The sequence below is a fragment of the Candidatus Enterovibrio altilux genome, from assembly GCF_002381345.1.
GTDB classification, from domain to species: Bacteria; Pseudomonadota; Gammaproteobacteria; order Enterobacterales; family Vibrionaceae; genus Enterovibrio; species Enterovibrio altilux.
In genome coordinates this window covers 1,401,312-1,420,612 of sequence record NZ_CP020660.1, presented here as the reverse complement: position 1 = coordinate 1,420,612, position 19,301 = coordinate 1,401,312, and the positions used below count along the sequence as shown (strand labels likewise).

Genomic DNA, 19,301 nt, shown 5'->3' with positions numbered 1-19,301 from the left:
ATTACTCATAATCAAAATTACTTCTTTTATTTGCATGGCTGTTATAATATACACAGATGTAACATCAATAAAATAGCAAGTATTACTTAACACGAGCCAAATAAAAATGTCAACTGAATCTCTTCACCCAATATCTTTTCCTCTTCATGGCCAACGATTAATTGAAGCTTCAGCTGGTACTGGTAAAACCTTTGCTATCGCTGGGCTTTATTTGCGCCTGTTATTAGGGCATGGCACGAAAGATACTGCGCATAAAGAGCCGCTGAGCGTTGATCAGATTCTAGTAGTAACTTTTACAGAGACGGCAACGCAAGAGCTTAGAGAACGTATTCGAACGCGAATTCATGATGCGAGACTCGCGTTTAGCCGAGGTAAAAGTCATGATCCGGTAATTATGCTGCTGTTAGAAACTATTAGTAATCATGCTTATGCAAAGCGTATGTTACTCCAAGCTGAATACCAGATGGATGAAGCTGCAATTTATACTATTCACAGTTTCTGTCAGCGAATGTTGACACAAAACGCATTTGAATCCGGCAGTCTATTTACCAACGAATTATTGACTGATGAGACAGCGCTCCGTGAGCAAGCGGTAGCTGATTTTTGGCGACGACAGTTCTATCCTCTCGACGAGTCTTTGGTTGGCGTAGTGAAAAGCTATTGGGCAACGCCTGCAGTGTTGCTTAAAAGTATTAGTACATATCTCTCGGGTCCTTTAGTCAATATACAAGCGCCTGAAATACCAGATAATTTGGCCGCATTACATCAAAAAAATATTCAATACATTGATGATACGAAACGTCTTTGGCGTGAAGCCGCACCTGATCTTGATGCGCTAATTTCTGGATCTGGCGTAGATAAAAGAACCTATAGCAAACGCTCTTTGCCAAATTGGCTAATAGAAGTCTCAGAGTGGGCGGCTCAGCCAACAACTACTTATGATCTTCCTACTAATCTTGAACGTTTTTCAGCACATATGTTGTCCAAAAAGACAAAAAAAAGCACAGTACCTACGCATGCTGTTTTTGATATGATTGATTGCTTGATCGCGTTATCTCCAACGTTAAAAGCTACACTGACAGCTCATGCAATTAAAGAAGTGCGTTTTTTGCTATCGCAGGAAAAACAACGCTTTGGTTGCTTATCATTTGATGACTTATTGTCTCAGCTTGCTGAGGCTTTAAGGCAAGACAAGGATGGTATTCTAGCCAAACGCGTTCGTAGCTTATATCCAGTAGTAATGATTGATGAATTTCAAGATACCAATCCCCAGCAATATCAAATTTTTAATGATGTTTATGGTTCATCATTAGAATGCGGACTCTTCATGATTGGTGATCCGAAGCAGGCTATTTATGCTTTTCGTGGTGCGGATATTTTCACGTATATACATGCACGTCACCAGGTATTTAATCATTATCATCTGTTAACCAACTGGCGTTCAACTGCTGATATGGTTGCAGCTGTTAACCGCATATTTACACACGCGAAAGCACCATTCATTTATGATGAGGATATTCCATTTTTAAGTGTTGACCCTGCGCCACACGCTGTATTGCGTCAGTGGGTCCTTAACGGTGAAAAACAACCTGCAATGACATTTTGGTTAGCTGAAGATACTGAACTTAAGACCAAGAATGACTATGAAGCACAAATGGCATTAGCAGCGGCCACTAGCATTCATCAGATCCTACAGGCGGCAATTGATGGTCGAACTCATTTTCAATATGGTGAAAAAAAAGCATCAGTGCAAGCGAGGGATATTGCTGTGTTAGTAAGAACAGGAGCGGAAGCCGCCAAAGTGAAGCATGCATTAGCGCGGCAAGGTATTGCTTCAGTGTATCTGTCCAATCGCAACAGTGTGTTCATGAGCACATTAGCAACAGATTTACAGCGTCTGCTAGCAGCAGTATTAACACCTGATAGTGATAGAGTTTTACGTGCTGCGTTAGCGAGTGGTTTGTTCGCGCTAACAGCAAATGAAATTAATGCACTCAATCATGACGAAAAAGCATGGGAACGCGTGATGATTGAGTTTTATGCCTACCAGACCGTATGGTTCGGTCGCGGTGTATTACCTATGCTTCGCCAGATGATGCAATATCGCGGGATTGCTGAGAGATTGCTGTGTGAAGAAGATGGTGAGCGTTCATTGATTGATTTGCTTCACCTTGGCGAGTTGTTGCAGCAGGCTAGCCAAACCCTCAATAATCATTATGCATTACTGCATTGGTTAGCTAATCACATTGATAACCCGAATGGAAATGCTACTGACCAGCAATTGCGCTTAGAGTCTGAACTGGACTTAGTACAAATTGTCACCATTCATAAATCTAAAGGCTTAGAATATAATTTAGTTTACTTGCCATTCGCCTGCAATTTTCACCCATCCGATCGCCCATTTTTTCATGCTGACAACAATACACCAGTATTAGCACTTATTAATCCTAAGCTTGCAATCAAGCTCTCTGATAAAGAACGACTTGCAGAAGATTTACGGATGATTTACGTGGCATTAACTCGTGCGGTATACGGTTGTTTTATCGGGTTAGCGCCGCTGAAGAATGGGCGTAGATCGACCGGTGATACAGGATTGCATAAATCAGCAATTGGGTATTTGTTGCAGCGCGGAGAGCCTGCGGATGCGGCCGGATTACAGACTGCAGTCGCGTCTGTATTAAAAAATCAGCATTACATGAGTACTGTGCTTCCCCCTAGCGGCGAAACAGAAAGATTGACATCATTCAATTATCAGACGGATGAACTAGCTGCTCGCGTGTTCCAAGGACGTATTCGTCGTAACTGGAGCCTGACCAGTTACTCTAAATTGGTGAAACAAAATCATATATCTACGCTACCAAAACTATCAGAGTTTAATTTTGCTGTAGCTGATGAAACTGATATAGAAATTACAGACGTTAGTAACACTTTTTCGTCTATTTTCAAATTTCCTCGTGGTATGAAATCAGGGATATTTTTACATACTTTATTTGAAAACGTTGCATTTAGTAAAGACATATATGGCGAAGGTGTAGCAGAGATAATCCGCCATATGCTAACGCTAGAAAACTATGATGAAAACTGGGTACCAATACTGCAAAAATTGCTGACGGATGTTGTATCACAGCCCCTTAATAAGAGTTTAAAGCTGTCATTGCTTAACGAATCTGCAAGGTTGACAGAAATGGAATTTGTTATGCCCGTAGAAAATTTACAGTGCCATGCTGTTAATCACCATATTCAACGACATGATCCATTGTCAGCACATGCGGGTGAATTAAATTTTGATACTGCCAGTGGCATGCTTACAGGTTTCATTGATTTGGTATTCTTCTGGGATGGACGTTATTATGTACTTGACTGGAAGTCAAATTATTTGGGCGATTCTCCTGAGGATTACACCGTCTACGCGTTAACGGAGACGATAGCAGATCACCGTTATGACTTTCAATATCAACTATATTCATTGGCGCTTCATCGTTTTTTGAACCAACGTATTGTCGACTATAACTTTGAAATACATTTTGGTGGTGTATATTATTTGTTTGTTCGTGGTATCAAGGCTGATACGCATCACGGTATTTTCTATACTAAACCATCAAAAGCACTAATAGAAGGTTTGGATGCACTATTCAAAAGTGAAAAAAGTCATATTGACGAGTAGCATCATACTAGCACAAAGTTGCTAAGCATCTTTACCTACGTAACGCAGTAAAAGTTATTAATCACCAGTTTGATCATTACATTGGTTTAGTAAATTGGCGATAAGAGTTTACCAGCAGTGCGATAGGTTGCATTGGTTAGTTTTGAACTTGGAAAAGCTATGTTTCCTGATGCTAATTCAAATAGCCAAATCCAGAATAATTTACTATTAAATAATCTCTGAAAATTTAGGCATATCTAGCTCCAGTCAGCTTATTAAATGCTTTTATCATAGCTTAGGCTTAACCAGTTTAAGCATGGTAATCTCTTAGAAACAATGTCCCTCCGAGTAATTTTTTGACTCAAAACATTACCGTCTCTGATATAAAAAATTTACGGTACCATGATTTTTTTTTAAATTAGGGAACTACATTATTGATTTACGTTCTCAACAGCTAGACTCACTTAAATGTTCAGGTCTATGAACATGCGTCGCTACAAAACAACTAACTGAAAACAATATAATCAAGCTTTATTCAATCATGGCTCACTAACATCTTGAATTCATGAAGGAGTCATTCAGCTTTGAAATCAAATTAAGCGGGATAATCATAAAAGACTTCGCTTTTTTAGAAGCTTAACCATTACAACGGCTTTCATGGTTACATGCGTATTTTCAATACCATTAAAAGTCTGCAAGGATTCATTAATTCTGTTTTTAAACTGACTCAACTACCGTTTCATGCTCTCACCGTTCATGCATTAGTAAGCAAACCACAACCGTTAACGTCGCATTCAAGACGAAGACTAAAGAGCTGATCCAGCACTTAGCCATTAATTTTAAGGGGCTCACAGTTACGATGACGGCGAATGGAAAGTAGAAAGGCATGGTACTGATGGCAAACGGAGAATCGGCGTAAGTTATATTGAGTGGTATATATAAATTTGAATGGGATTATTGCAGCTGAGTTTAGTGTATCAAATGTGACTGCCAGTAAAGTGCTACCTAACTTGCTCAAATCGACCCACCGCAAAATCAATGAAACATCAGGCAATAGTGCTTATAATGCTAAAAAATATTACAAAACCATTCATATTAAACGAACGGTACTTTTCATCCCACCAAGAAAAGAAGCAACTGGTTGGGAATAATATTATCCGCGTAACTTAACGGTGAATTGTCAGAAATTATACGGTTCAAATAAGCATTGAGCAAGCGAAGTATGATTGCTATAAATCTTCCCTATTAGAGCAGTTTTATTTCTTAAATCAGAGTAACTTCCTACATATCCAAGGAGAATGTAGTTTCACTACGTGTGTGTATTTTTTAAAATCCGGACAACCATATGAATTTTGATGTGTAGCACTCAATAAAAGTCACTGATACACGCACTATTCATAATAACTTTAATAAATTATGTTTGTATCAACTTTATTTTTTAATTTAAATTTAGATAGTAAACCTCAACATAAGTCATTATTAAATGCTCGATTTCATTTTAGGCATACTTAGCCTGTCAACTTATTTAACGTTTTTGTTATGCCGTAGATTTCGCTAATCTGAGCATAATTCTCTCTCAGGGCTTTATTTCCTAGATCAAGAAACTAAGTTATCAATCTGCGCTCAAAACAACTAACTGGGAACAGTATCATCAAACTTTAATCAATCGTGGCTTACTAACATTTTGGATTAATAAAAAAGCCATTTAGCTATGGAATGAGACTAAGTAGGGTGACCGGGTGACCATGGGTGACCCTCGTTTTTTTAGCAATTTAGCCATTCGCAGTAGTAGCAAAATTTATTCAATTTTTATGCCTTGAGCTTGCAAATCTGCATGATAAGACGAGCGAACAAAGGGTCCACACGCGGCGGATGTAAAACCTAATTTCAGTGCAATATCACGTAATTCATAGAATTCTTTTGGTGAAACGTAACGCTCAACAGGTAAATGGTGGCGACTTGGTGCCATATATTGACCCAGCGTCAGCATAGTAACACTGTGCTCACGCAGATCTTGCAAAACTTGAATAATCTCTTCTTGAGTTTCACCCAAACCCATCATGATACCTGATTTAGTTGGCACATTCGGGTGCATATCACTAAACTTCTTCAGAAGTTCTAATGACCCCTTGTAGTTCGCACCTGGTCGTGTTTTTCGATAAAGGCGAGGTGCTGTTTCCAAGTTATGGTTGAATACATCTGGCGGATTGCCATTCAACAATTTCAGTGCGATATTCATACAGCCACGGAAATCTGGCACTAAGGTTTCGATGCAAATTTTGGGGTTCAATACGCGAATTTCACGGATACAATCGGCAAAGAACTTTGCTCCCCCATCACGCAGATCATCGCGATCAACAGAGGTAACAACGACGTATTTCAATTTCATGTCACTGATGGTTTGTGCCAGTTTAGCAGGCTCATTCTCATCTGCTGCGTTTGGACGACCATGAGCAACATCACAGAAAGGGCAACGACGGGTACAAATTGTACCCAAAATCATGAAGGTTGCTGTGCCATGATTAAAACACTCAGCCAAGTTTGGACAGGATGCTTCTTCGCAAACTGAATGTAAATTGTTTTTTCGCAGTACAGATTTAATCTCTCGAATACGTTTACTATCAACCGGAAGCTTAATTTTCATCCACTCTGGCTTACATAATATTTTTTTTGGCTCAGTCGACATATTTTTTATCGGGATAAGCGCCATCTTGTCTGCATTACGGTACTTTATGCCGCGTTCCATCTGTCTTGATTTACTCATAATTAATAATTTTCTGTTAGGGACTCGATCTGATCGTAACCTAGGTGTGAAGTCAGTTGATCTATTAACACAGGGTAAAGCGCAACCAAAGATGCTGGTCCACCTAAATCTATGGTTTGCGTCATAACCAGGCCAGTATAACCGCATGGATTAATGCGTAAAAAAGGCGATAGATCCATGTTGACGTTCAGTGCAAGTCCGTGGAAAGAACAGCCTCGTCGGATTCGAAGACCTAACGAACAAATCTTGTTATCCCCAACATACACCCCTGGTGCGTCATGACGTGCATGAGATTCAATGTTAAATTGAGTCAGTGTGTCGATCACTATCTGCTCTATGTGTGTCACTAACTCGCGCACGCGAATTTTATTACGCTTCAGATCAATTAGGACGTAAACTACCTGCTGACCAGGACCATGATAAGTCACTTGTCCACCACGATCACTTTGAACAACTTTAATATCACCCGTTGCTAAAAGATGCTCTGCTTTACCAGCTTGGCCTTGTGTAAAGACTGGTTCATGCTCTACTAACCATATTTCATCACAAGTTTTACTATTGCGTTCGTCAGTAAAGGTATGCATAGCTAGTAAAATTGGAGCATACGGCTGCAGTCCTAGCTGTCTGATGGTAAGACGATTTTGCTGCAAATTGGCACCTGCTTTGGTACTGTATTAATTAATATATCAACTTAATCTTAGATTTACCGGAATACTCGAGTGTCTTAACAATATTTTAATAAGCAATGGCTAAATTAACAGCCGCCATTAGTCTGGAGTATTAGAATAAGTTTATCCTCAGGTTTAAAGAACCATCAGCACAATATCAATGTTACTCAACTCATTATATAGCGTTTCCACTTGCTCAATAGAGATTGCTGTAATCGTAACGGATACCGCATTATAGGTACCTTTGCTACTTGGCTTCACGTTTGGGATATAATCATTTGGGGCATGGCGCTGAATAACCTCCAAAATCAAGTCTGTGAGTTCTGGTTTGGTGTAGCCCATCACTCTGTAAGTGAACTTGCATGGAAATTTTAACAAGTCTTTTAATTTAGATGAGGTTTGCATTACCTACTCCAAGTTGACTCCAGATGCTCTTTCTGTGTATATCATTTATGCTTGTCATTATGCATTGTGAATGTTCTGTTATCTAAAAGCAAAACAGTATTAAACTCCAGCATTTTCATACGGACGACTGAAAAACAAAAAGGCGCTAATAAGATTTACATCAAATTAGTTATTTTTGTTAAGCTCTAGTACTTAGAACAAGCTCAAAAAAAACATTATGATATAGTCTATCAACCGACTGAAAAAACTACCTTGTTTTACGGTATTTAGTGCAACAAGTGGGTACTCGGCAATATCTTCACCATCTACTTGGTAATAGAGCTTACCAACCACATCACCTTTTGCGATCGGTGCTTCAAGTGTTTTGTCTAACATAAAACTGGCGTTGAGAACTTTTGCCTTACCACGTGGCAGTGTGACATAAGTATCTTCTGATACACCCAATACAACTTGAGGAGTATCACCCATCCAGATTTTTTCAGTGACGAAAGCTTCATCTGCTTTGTGCGGAGCCACTGTTTCAAAGAAACGGAACCCGTAGTTAAGCAGCTTCTTACTTTCAAATTTACGCAGATTCGCACTGTCAGTCCCCATCACAACCGCAAGTAAACGCATTTTACCTTCGGTGGCAGAACTAACAAGATTATAACCTGATTTGTCAGTATGCCCTGTTTTGATACCATCAACATTCATGCTTTTGTCCCAAAGCAAACCGTTACGATTGTATTGAGTGATGCCATTATAAGAAAACGATTTTTCTTCGTAGATACGATATTCTTCTGGTACATCATGGATCAGTGCTTTACCTAACAGAGCAAGATCGTATGGCGTTGTATACATATCATCATGATCAAGACCATGCGAGTTAGCAAAGTGAGTATCTTTCATGCCCAATATTTTTGCCCAGCCGTTCATCAGATCAACAAACGCATTTTCAGAGCCAGCAACATGTTCAGCCATCGCTACACATGCGTCATTGCCAGATTGAATAATAATACCACGGCTCAAATCAGCCACCTTTACAGTGGTTCCAACTTCAATAAACATCTTAGAACTTCCGGGAAAATTCTTTGCCCATGCATTTTCACTAATAACAACATTATCTTGCAAACTGATATTGCCACGTTCAACTTCTTGACCTATAACATAACTTGTCATTATTTTTGTTAAACTTGCAGGGCTCAAGCGCTGATAAGCATTATGTTCAGCCAAGACTTTACCCGAGTTATAGTCCATCAATACATAACCTTTTGCCATTATTTGCGGTGTGTCGGGGACGATATCAGGTGCAGCAATGACTGAAATAGAAGTAAACATAACAGTCAGCAAAGCTAAAGCACATAATAGAAAAAATGATTTATTCATAGTTTTAAGTACTTACTTAGTATTTTTAGTCAAACTAGTGCCAGTATATCAGATAGGTTAATACAGTGTTAGGCTGAGATACAACAACTAATTAATTGAGAATATTTAATTCTTGTTACAGTCCATCAGCAATGGGTTCCACGACAATAAATGCTTCATTTATTTGGTGTTCATGTGCTAACAATACTGTATTTTGTGTTTGCTTATAATCATTAAATGGGCCAAGGCGAACACGGAACACTTTATCTGTTCTGCGAATGTCAGTAGGCAAATTGAACTGCTTGTTAAACATGTGAGCAGCTCTTATGGCTTTACTTTCGTCTGACATCGCGACAAGCTGCACAAAATAGCGATTTAAGCGCGCATATTCCCATTCACTATTATCTATGGGTTTGTCTACTTTCAACAAAGTCACCTTTACGAGCACTAAGCCAGTTTCAAGAACACCCAGTTTCGATGCTGCTGCGTAACTTAAATCAATTATACGATCCTCATGAAAAGGCCCACGATCATTCACGCGAACAATAGCTTTTTTACCATTAGTCATGTTTGTCACTTCAACATAGCTTGGCAATGGCAATATTCGGTGGGCTGCTGACATCGAATACATATCATAAATTTCACCATTGGATGTTTTATGTCCATGGAACTTTTCACCGTACCACGACGCGATCCCTATTTTTGAATATTCACCTGGCACTTTAAGTACAGCATAATTTTTCCCGCGCACCGAATAGTCGCTGTTACCAGCTCTGCTGAATGGCTCGTAGCGAGGCTGAGCATTTTCAATATGCATAAGTGTCGGTGCCACTTTAGGGCTTTTGTCAGTCACTAAGCTGTAGCGACCATCTTCAGATGAGCAACCTGCAAGCAATACCACAATAATACTTAAAATTTTTTCCATCATAATGCCTTTGATAACATTTTTCTGTGAGTATGAATTGACATTAGGATGCCAAAACCTGCCATCATCGTCACCATCGATGTACCGCCGTAACTTATTAGTGGCAGCGGCACGCCAACTACGGGTAAGAGCCCACTTACCATGCTAATATTTACGAACACGTAAACAAAGAAACTTAATATAATACTACCAGCCATCATGCGCCCAAATGCGGTCTGTGCTCGACTAGCTAGCACCAATCCTCTGCCTATGATAAATAAGTAAAGCGCCAGTAAAAAAACGACGCCAATGAGCCCCCACTCCTCAGCAATTACTGCAAAGATGAAGTCTGTGTGGCGTTCAGGTAAGAACTCGAGCTGGGACTGTGTACCTAGTAACCAGCCTTTACCGCTGACACCCCCTGAACCGATTGCAATTTTAGACTGAATAATGTGATAACCCGCATCAAGTGGGTCTGATTCTGGGTCAAACAAGGTGCGAACTCGAGTACGCTGGTATTCTTGCATCAAGAAAAACCAAAGAACAGGGATGAACGAAGTCACCAATCCGCTTGCAATAAAAATAATACGCCAACTTATTCCAGACAAAAATAAAACAAAAATGCCCGAAGCTGCAATTAAAATTGCGGTACCTAGGTCTGGTTGGTTCGCAATTAAAATTGTGGGAACAAAGACCATGACCAAGCCAATCATTAGGTTTCTACATCGAGGTGGTAGCGGCTCTTTACCAATAAACTGTGCGATCATTAAAGGCACGGTTAGTTTGATGAATTCTGATGGTTGAAATGTAACAACCCCTAAATCTAACCAGCGCTGCGCACCTTTCGCAGTCTCACCAAAAAATAATACGGCAATGAGCATAGCAATGCAGGTAACATAGAGGTAAGGTGCCCAAAATTCATAGTGCCTAGGTGAAACTTGGGCTAGGAAGCACATCACGGCAAGAGCAAGTAACATGCGAACGGCTTGTCGTTCCATCATACTAATGTCTTGTCCACTAGCACTCCACATGACGATGAGACTGAACCCCATTAGCACCAATATTCCGAGTAACACCGGTAAGTCGAGATGAAGACGGTTAAAAATTGTTTTTTGATGTCCGGATGATACTAAGAGGTTCATTGAAATTGTTCCTCACTAGTTTTTCCTTTTTTAAGTAGTAAATAGTCAAAAATTTTACGGGCAATTGGGCCTCCTTGACTTGAACCGCTTCCTGCGTTTTCAAGAACCATTGATACAACTGCTTGCGGATTGTTGTACGGTGCGAAGCCAGTATAGAGCGCATGATCGTGAAGATGTTTGGCCAATTTATCTGCATTGTATTTTTGATTTTCATCTAAACCAAAAATTTGTGCTGTACCTGATTTTCCACCAGTGAGATAAGGTGTTTTAATAAAGGCGCGACGAGCGGTACCTTTTTTACCATGATTAACCAATTTCATGCCCTCTAGCACCGCTACCCAATGCTGGTCGCTTACGTTCTGAATTGGTGGATAAGACGGGAATGTGACTTCCTCTTGAACCCCCTCATTGATGGTGTGCATCAGAAGGTGTGGTGGATTCACTTTTCCTTTATTAACTAATACTGCCGTTGCTTTAGCAAGTTGCATTGGCGTCGAAGACCAATAACCCTGACCGATACCAACAGGTATAGTGTCGCCTTGATACCAAGGTTTGCGATAGCGTGCCATTTTCCACTCACGTGTTGGCATATTGGCTTTGCTTTCTTCATGAATATCAATTCCAGTGTAATCTCCAAAACCAAATCGACTCATCCAGCCCGACAAACGATCGATACCCATGTCATAAGCGATCTGATAAAAAAAGGTATCAACAGATTCTTCGAGAGCTTGTTTCAAGTTTACATGGCCATGTCCCCACGCTAACCAATCGCGAAATGGGCGTGTTTTAGAATTTGGTAGATACCAAAAACCTGGATCGTTACGAATTGTGTTGATTGTAACAACTTTTTCTTCTAGTGCTGCAACAGCAATAAATGGTTTTACTGTGGAAGCTGGAGGGTAAATGCCAAGTGTTGCACGGTTTACCAATGGACGATTTTTATCACTGAGTAGTTTATGGTACTCAGTGTTGGAGATACCATGAATGAATAGGTTTGGATCATAACTTGGTGATGAAACCATCGCTAACACAGACGAATCTTGTGGGTCCAAAACCACCACAGCGCCGCGTCGAGTACCAAGAATTTTGCATATATAGAGTTGTAGATCAATATCTAAGTTTAACACTAAATCTTTGCCTGACTTAGGAGGAAGATACTTCAATGTACGAATTATTCGTCCTTGACTGTTCACTTCAACTTCTTGGTAACCCACAGTACCATGAAGGCTTTTTTCATAAAAGCGTTCAATGCCCAGTTTGCCTATATCTCGGGTTGCTTTGTAGTTATTAATAAGTTCGTCACGTTCTAAGCGCAATATGTCTTTGTTATTGATTTTGGCTACATACCCCATAACATGAGTTAATGCGTCACCATAGGGGTAGAATCGTTTTAGATAACCTTTAATTTCTACGCCTGGAAATTTATGTTGGTTCGCGGAAAAGACGGCAACTGCTTCTTCAGTAAGTTGATTTTTTAAGGTAACTGAATTAAAACGACGCGAACGTTTTTTATCACGTTCAAATGCCGCAATTTCACGCTTTGAAATAGGCAATATTTCTTGAAGCTTAGCAATTGTTTCCGGAATTTTTTTAACTTGTTCTGGTGTGATTTCAAGTGCGTAAACGGGGCGATTTTCAGCAAGCAATTTACCGTTACGGTCATAAATCAACCCACGATTTGGTGTGACAGATACAACTTTTATGCGGTTGTCATCTGAACGTGTAATGTAATTATCATGGTCCTCTACCTGTAGTATATAAAGATTAAACAATAAACTGCAAATAAACACAAAAATGCCACAGAAAGCCACGACAGCTCGGCGAGAAAAGATATAGGATTCGGCATGATGGTTGCGTATTGGACTACGCTTATGTTTCATGAATTAATCTCGGTGGCAAGGATGATATACCATGATGTTTCAGATACAAAATGCACTTTCTACTATTACAATCTTAACTAACAGGTGGAGAAGGAACAAAGGAAATTTTATCCAACTTTGATCCGCTGTGGATTTACATGCAGATACTAAGCCTTCAGCACAACTAATAAGGATAAATACGTCATTAGTGGTAGGCTTTCAGCGATTTTACTAATTATTCAGTATCCTAAGATCGACCGAAAATATCAAGAGCAATAATCCAATTTTCTTTGAAAGGATTCTGACTATATCAGCATTTGTACATTTTTCCTTTACGGTGATTTTAATAAGTTTAAGTTACAAATTTTTTTAAATTTTTATTTCCTCATTCAAGTTCAGATAGTAAATTCCACATAACTCACTATTAGACAATCGCTTTTATGTTAGGCATACCTAGTCTTGTCGGCTTATTTAATGTTTTTATTATGGCGTCGATTTCACTAATTTGCATTGTGTGATTCCTGAGGCTTAATGTCCCTACCAATAGTTTTTTGACTCGAACCATTACTGTCTCTGCTATGGAACGTTTATGGTAGCCGGCTTTATTGCTTAAATTAGAGAACTAAATTTTCAATCAGTATTTTAAGCAGTTAGGCTCGCTTAAATATTCAGATCTATGAACAACCTCCGTTATAACACAACTAACTCGAAGCAGCATAATCAAGCTTTAATGAATAATGGCTCACTAGCATTCTGAATTAATGAAGATGCTATTTCACAATGGAGTAAAACTAAGCAGGATCATTATGGGAATCCTCATTTATTTCGCAACTTAACCATTACGACGGCCATCATGATTAAACACGTATTTTCAATGCCATTGAGAAATTTACAAGGCTTAATTAATTCTATTTTTTAAATTTACTCAATTGCTATTGTCATGCCCTCACTATCCATGCATTAGCAAACGAGTCAAAACGGTTAACGTCACGTTCAAGACGATGAATAAAAGAAGCATACAGTACTGAGCCATTGATTTTACGGGGATCAAAACTTACAGTGAAGAAGAATGACAAGTCAAAAAAGCATGGTACTGATGACAAACGGCAAGTCTGACGCAAGTAACATTTGGCGGTAGATATAAATATACATAAAATCATTGCTGCTGAGTTAAGTGCATCAAATATAACTGACAGTGCAGTGCTATCTATCTTACTTAAATAAGCCCTTTAAAAAAATCAATGAAATATCAGTCGATAATGCTTACGACACCAGACAATGTTACGAAACCGTTCGTATTAAACGAACGGCTCCACTCATCCCACCAAGAAAAAAAGAAATTTTTAAAAACTGAAATGCTTCGCGTAATTTAGCGGTCAGTCACTAGAAGTTATACAGTTCTAATCAGCATTGAAAAACGAGGTATGGTTACCATAAATGTTCCCTATCAGAGACGGCAATGTTTCAAGTCAAAAACTACTGGGAGGCGCATTGAGCTTAAGAGATGACAATGCTCAGATTAGCGAGGTTTACGCATAATCAAACCGTTAAATAAACGGGCTGGGCTAGGTATACCTAAAATGCAAGTGATTATTTAATCGTTAATCATGTTGAAATTTGCTATCTGAACATGAATTAAAAAACAAAGCCAGTACACAGCACAATAAACTCAGAAATGATACTTTTTCGTAATATTAAAGATAACAATGTCGGACGCTTTGTCGATAAAAAAGCGTTGAAGTTACTCCGAAAGCAATTTTTTACCTTTGAGACAACTAATCACGAGTATGTGACATGTTTTTTACGATATACTAATGGTATCTATCAAAATTTATAATATTAGTAGTTTGGAATAAAATACAGCATTTTTTTAACTGTTAGTTAATAGGGGCTAGTAGGACTGGGTGCCCGCACATTTCTAAGCTAAATGCCACTAATGCAAGCCATGGTTGACTTTCAAAATCCGTTTTTACCATTATTTCGATATCTGATAATTGACGCAGCAATATCATAAGCACAGACATAGGAAGACGATGCAACGCGGCTGTTAAGATAGAGCGGCGCGTTTGCCATATTTTGAAATGATCAAAAAGTGTATTCAATCCCATGCCTGAGGTGCCATATTCTTGCATCTTGCATAGTTGAATGACTTCTTTTTGTATCACACACACTAATAGCGTGAGCTCAACGTCTTCTGCTTGAAGATTCCGTATAATTTGCACTGCACGCTTTGCCTTTCCTTCGACTAATGCATCAATGAGTTGATATGGTGTGTAATGGTTGTGACGAGTAAGAGCATCTTGAAGTCTTCTCAGAGTTAATATTCCGTCAGGATACAGCAGTTGCAATTTCATCAAACTTTGCGACAATGCGAGTAAATTACCTTCATGCCACTGTGCGATAAGTAATATGGATGCACGATCCGGCTTTAAGCCTAACTTACGACAACGGTTTTCGATAAAACACGGAAGTTGTCTTGTATCCGGCGTGTTACAAGGAACATAAAGACCGTTTTTCTGAAATAAAGTGAACCATTGTGTAAATTCTTGTTTTTTATTTAATTTTGGGCCATCCAACACCAAAACAATATCTTGATGCAGGAAAGATACTAAAACCTTTAATGCATTGATTTGTCTCACATTAATCGCAATTTTTGGTAAAATAAGAATTAACACCTGACTGCTAGAAAAAAGATTCAATGACTGACAAGCATCGTACACATCTTGCCAATTCAGCTGGTTATTAACAGTGAAACAATGCTTCTCATCATACCCTTGCTTCACTGTTTCATTAAGCACAGCTTGAAGGGCTTCTTGCTTGAGTAATGGTTCATTACCAAACAGTAGATAGTTCTGCTCTAAGCCCTGTGCAAGGTGCTGTACTAGCTGCTCTGGGTTAATTTTCATGGAACCGTTTTACCTTTTGAATTAGAATCTGTTTTTTTCATCTGTTGGAAATGCAGAATAATTTGAGAATTGTGTGTCTTTCAGCTCCCCTTGTCCGTTAAATTGTGTTTCAATGGCTAGCTGAAATTTATTTTCGTGAACACCTTGATATAGTTCACGAAAGGCATTATTTTTCTGCTTCTTTGCGTTCAAATTCTTCTATCTGAGTATTCATGCGAGCAAGTTGGCGCATGATTTTTTTGGTTGCTTCTACGCGCATTTCTTGCATAAGCATGTCTTTTTCCACTGATTTGGCTAGTGCAGTCCATGGGTTGCCGAGGTATGTGCGGTTAAGAGATGTCAAAAAGCTGTAATCACCTTTTTTTGGCACCGTCACGATGTAGCGGACAGTGTAGACGAATTGTTTTTCTGCAACACGACTATTTTGATAAAGAGAAAGAACATTTTCGCTGTAGGATTCGCCCGAGAGACGAAGATTAGAAACAAGCTCAGCTGGAGCAACAATATTGATGTTGTGCAGTCGTAGCTGAGTTTTCATCTCACGAGTTAGTGCCCCATATTGATCAAAGCTAGTAATGGATAGCTTTTGAATTTCGTCAGGCAGATTATAGCTACTGCGAAAATAAAATCCACAAGAAGCGGTGGCTACAGTAGCCATAACAACGAGAAAGGTACGAAAAAAATAAAATACTAAGGTTACCGAATGACTACCTTTTTGTTGATTCAGATAATTAGCAAGACGATTAATTTGCAACAACATTAACCAGTTTACCTGACACATATATAACCTTACGAATCGTTTTCCCTTCGATAAATTTAATAACATTTTCATTATTTTGTGCCATCATTTTCACGTCATCTTTTTCAGCATTTGCAGCAACAGTAATTTTAGCACGAAGCTTGCCATTCACTTGAACAATAATTAATTTTTCGTTTTTTACTATTGCGTCTGTATCTACTCGAGGCCAAGATGCATAATCTATATTTGATTCTCCCAATGCTGTCCACAGTTCATTACTAATGTGTGGGGTAATTGGATAAAGAAGAACAACCACAGCTTTCAAAGCTTCATCAAGAATAGTGCGATCAGTGTCAGTCTCTTTTGGTGCTTTTGCCAAATGATTTACCAATTCCATCACTGCGGCAATAGCGGTGTTAAAGGTTTGACGACGACCAATATCATTGCTCACCTTAGCAATGGTTTTATGCACTTCACAACGGAGCATTTTTTGAGCAATCTGAAGTGATGAAGCATCCAGTGTTGTAACAGGACCTTTTAACGAATGCTCAAATACCAGTTTCCAAATCCGGTTCAGAAAACGGTGGGCGCCTTTTACACCAGACTCTTGCCATTCCAGAGTCATGCTTGCTGGTGATGCGAACATCATAAAAAAGCGAACAGTATCTGCACCATAGCGATTCACTATCTCCTGTGGGTCAACACCATTGTTTTTTGATTTAGACATTTTGATCATGCCTGAATGGACAACGTGATTTCCTGCACTGTCTACTCCTTTAAGAATACGCCCTTTTTTATCACGCTCGACGGTAACATCAGTTGGAGCTACCCAAATTTTAGTACCTTTGTCATCATGATAGTAATAAGCATCAGCCAATACCATGCCTTGGCAAAGTAGTTGTTTAAATGGTTCATCACCCTGTACCATACCGGCATCACGCAGTAATTTATGGAAAAAACGCGCATACAGTAAATGCATACATGCATGTTCGATACCGCCCACATACTGATCAACAGGCAGCCAATAATTAGCAGCTTCTAAATTGAGCATCTCACCTGCTTTTGGTGAACAATAACGTGCATAATACCAAGATGACTCCATAAAAGTGTCAAAAGTATCAGTTTCGCGCCTAGCTCGCTGACCATTAAAAGTTGTTTCTGCCCACATTTTATTAATTTTAATGGGGCTAGTTATGCCGTCCATTATTATGTCTTCTGGCAGCGTCACGGGTAGTTGCTCCGCAGAAACAGGATGCACTTCACCGTCTTCAGTTGTTATCATTGGTATTGGAGCACCCCAGTAACGCTGACGAGAAACACCCCAATCACGCAGACGAAAGTGAACAGTTTTCTTACCTTTACCTTCAGATTCCAGTTTCGCTGCGATTGCATTAAATGCGTCTCGGAAGTTCAGGCCATCAAAGTCGCCAGAATTGAAGAGCACACCTTTCTCCGTATAAGCAGCTTTTGATACATTCAACTGGCTCCCATCTTCAGGTTTAATCACTGGAACCATTTCTAGACCGTATTTGATGACGAATTCATAGTCACGTTGGTCGTGCGCAGGCACTGCCATCACTGCACCTGTACCGTGAACCATGAGGACAAAGTTAACTACATAGATTGGAATAACACGGTCATTTAGCGGATGAATAGCAGTTAATCCTGTATCCATACCTTTTTTTTCCATGGTAGCATACTCAGCTTCAGTAACTTTAGTGTTTAGACATTCTTTAATGAAGGCAGAGAGTTCAACATTATTTTCAGCAATTTTTATCGCAAGAGGGTGACCCGCAGCAATTCCGACGTAAGTAACACCCATCAAAGTATCTGGGCGCGTTGTGTATACGTTCAGAGTTTCGTTACCTGACACTTCAAGTGAAAGTTCTACACCTTCAGAGCGGCCAATCCAGTTACGTTGCATGGTTTTCACCATGTCAGGCCAACCTTCAAGAGTATCTAAATCGTCAAGCAATTCTTGTGCGTAAGCCGTAATTTTAATAAACCATTGTGGAATTTTTTGCTGTTCTATAGGTGTATCACAACGCCAACAACAACCATCTTCAACTTGTTCGTTGGCAAGAACAGTTTGATCGTTTGGACACCAGTTAACAAAAGATGTTTTCTTGTAAATCATTCCTTTTTTATACAATTTGGTGAAAAATTCTTGTTCCCAACGATAATATTCTGGTGTACACGTTGTTAATTCACGATTCCAATCATAACCAAAACCCAGTAATTTCAACTGGTTCTTCATATACTCAATGTTCTTGTAAGTCCAAGATGAAGGCGCTGTCTTATTTTTCACTGCGGCATTTTCTGCCGGTAAGCCAAATGCATCCCAACCAATAGGCTGCATGACATTTTTACCTTGTAGACGTTGGTAACGAGAAATCACATCACCAATGGTGTAATTACGTACGTGACCCATATGCAATCGGCCGCTTGGGTATGGAAACATGGATAGGCAATAAAACTTCTCCTTGCTTGGGTCTTCTTGAACCACAAAGGTTTGCTTGTTGTCCCAATCAGCTTGAACTTTAGGTTCTATGTCCTGTGGACGGTATTGTTCTTGCATTGATGATATCCAAAAAAAATATAAGATAAGTACAAAATAAATGTGAATAATTTACATAGAATAACTAAAGGTCTCAGGCGCAACAACAGTTGAATTCATAGATAGCTTATGTCAAAATAAAAAATAGTATCCGAGTTGATAGTTGAATGCGTCAATGATGCTTTGAAGCGCAACTTAGCAGAGCTATAATGTTGAATGACGTTGTGTGCTAATTCGAGTTCAGGTAACAAGTTCCAATATAATTCACTCATCCAGAAATGCCGAAGTGCACTGTATGATGATTCTATTATAAGCCTTTCAACAATACCATCCAGATACTTACTTTTCTCGACAATCTCTGACAAGTCAT

The 19,301-nt window shown here is 39.2% G+C and carries 12 protein-coding genes and 2 pseudogenes; 3 read left to right on the top strand and 11 right to left on the bottom strand.

The window, feature by feature from the left end:
• Window positions 1-106 precede the first annotated feature (106 nt).
• Together recB and BTN50_RS11260 are read left to right on the top strand one after the other, a co-directional pair.
• Window positions 107-3,664 (top strand): exodeoxyribonuclease V subunit beta, encoded by a 3,558-nt coding sequence (gene recB, locus BTN50_RS06060; protein ID WP_096619407.1) that lies wholly within the window; start codon window positions 107-109, stop codon window positions 3,662-3,664.
• 459 nt (window positions 3,665-4,123) lie between these two features.
• Window positions 4,124-4,791, top strand: a pseudogene (locus BTN50_RS11260) (transposase); the annotation flags it as partial.
• A gap of 650 nt (window positions 4,792-5,441) precedes the next feature.
• Here the strand turns inward: BTN50_RS11260 and lipA are convergent.
• The 8 genes from lipA to BTN50_RS10150 all read right to left on the bottom strand — a co-directional run bounded on the left by lipA (window position 5,442) and on the right by BTN50_RS10150 (window position 13,294).
• Window positions 5,442-6,407, bottom strand: coding sequence for a lipoyl synthase (gene lipA / locus BTN50_RS06050; protein ID WP_096619405.1), 966 nt, complete (start codon window positions 6,405-6,407; stop codon window positions 5,442-5,444).
• 2 nt (window positions 6,408-6,409) lie between these two features.
• A complete protein-coding gene (gene lipB, locus BTN50_RS06045; protein ID WP_096619404.1) occupies window positions 6,410-7,057 on the bottom strand; it encodes a lipoyl(octanoyl) transferase LipB in 648 nt (215 codons plus the stop codon).
• Between the two features lie 153 nt (window positions 7,058-7,210).
• Window positions 7,211-7,480, bottom strand: a complete 270-nt coding sequence (gene ybeD / locus BTN50_RS06040) for a DUF493 family protein YbeD (RefSeq protein ID WP_096619403.1) — start codon at window positions 7,478-7,480, stop codon at window positions 7,211-7,213.
• 192 nt (window positions 7,481-7,672) lie between these two features.
• Window positions 7,673-8,845 carry a serine hydrolase gene (locus BTN50_RS06035; protein ID WP_096619402.1) on the bottom strand — a complete coding sequence of 391 codons (1,173 nt, stop codon included), beginning with the start codon at window positions 8,843-8,845 and terminating at the stop codon, window positions 7,673-7,675.
• Between the two features lie 115 nt (window positions 8,846-8,960).
• Window positions 8,961-9,749 carry a septal ring lytic transglycosylase RlpA family protein gene (locus BTN50_RS06030; protein WP_096619401.1) on the bottom strand — a complete coding sequence of 263 codons (789 nt, stop codon included), beginning with the start codon at window positions 9,747-9,749 and terminating at the stop codon, window positions 8,961-8,963.
• Window positions 9,749-10,870, bottom strand: a complete 1,122-nt coding sequence (rodA, locus tag BTN50_RS06025; RefSeq protein ID WP_096619400.1) for a rod shape-determining protein RodA — start codon at window positions 10,868-10,870, stop codon at window positions 9,749-9,751. Before rodA ends, BTN50_RS06030 begins: the two co-directional genes overlap by 1 nt.
• Entirely contained in the window at window positions 10,867-12,750 is a 1,884-nt protein-coding gene (gene mrdA / locus BTN50_RS06020) for a penicillin-binding protein 2 (RefSeq protein WP_096619399.1), read from the bottom strand. Before mrdA ends, rodA begins: the two co-directional genes overlap by 4 nt.
• A 403-nt stretch (window positions 12,751-13,153) precedes the next feature.
• The gene (locus BTN50_RS10150; RefSeq protein WP_161492966.1) at window positions 13,154-13,294 is read right to left on the bottom strand and encodes a hypothetical protein; all 141 of its coding nucleotides are present in this window, start codon (window positions 13,292-13,294) and stop codon (window positions 13,154-13,156) included.
• Window positions 13,295-13,405: 111 nt separating this feature from the next.
• On the opposite strand from BTN50_RS10150, the pseudogene BTN50_RS06015 reads away from it, so the two are divergent.
• Window positions 13,406-14,327, top strand: a pseudogene (locus tag BTN50_RS06015) (IS5 family transposase).
• Between the two features lie 279 nt (window positions 14,328-14,606).
• Here the strand turns inward: BTN50_RS06015 and holA are convergent.
• From holA to leuS, 3 genes are all read right to left on the bottom strand, one after another.
• Complete coding sequence (holA, locus tag BTN50_RS06010) at window positions 14,607-15,635, bottom strand: DNA polymerase III subunit delta (protein ID WP_096619398.1); 1,029 nt, start codon at window positions 15,633-15,635, stop codon at window positions 14,607-14,609.
• Window positions 15,636-15,801: 166 nt separating this feature from the next.
• The gene (locus BTN50_RS06005; RefSeq protein ID WP_223825590.1) at window positions 15,802-16,395 is read right to left on the bottom strand and encodes an LPS-assembly lipoprotein LptE; all 594 of its coding nucleotides are present in this window, start codon (window positions 16,393-16,395) and stop codon (window positions 15,802-15,804) included.
• Window positions 16,379-18,952 carry a leucine--tRNA ligase gene (leuS, locus tag BTN50_RS06000; protein WP_096619397.1) on the bottom strand — a complete coding sequence of 858 codons (2,574 nt, stop codon included), beginning with the start codon at window positions 18,950-18,952 and terminating at the stop codon, window positions 16,379-16,381. The genes BTN50_RS06005 and leuS overlap by 17 nt, the downstream gene beginning before the upstream one ends.
• Window positions 18,953-19,301: the final 349 nt, after the last annotated feature.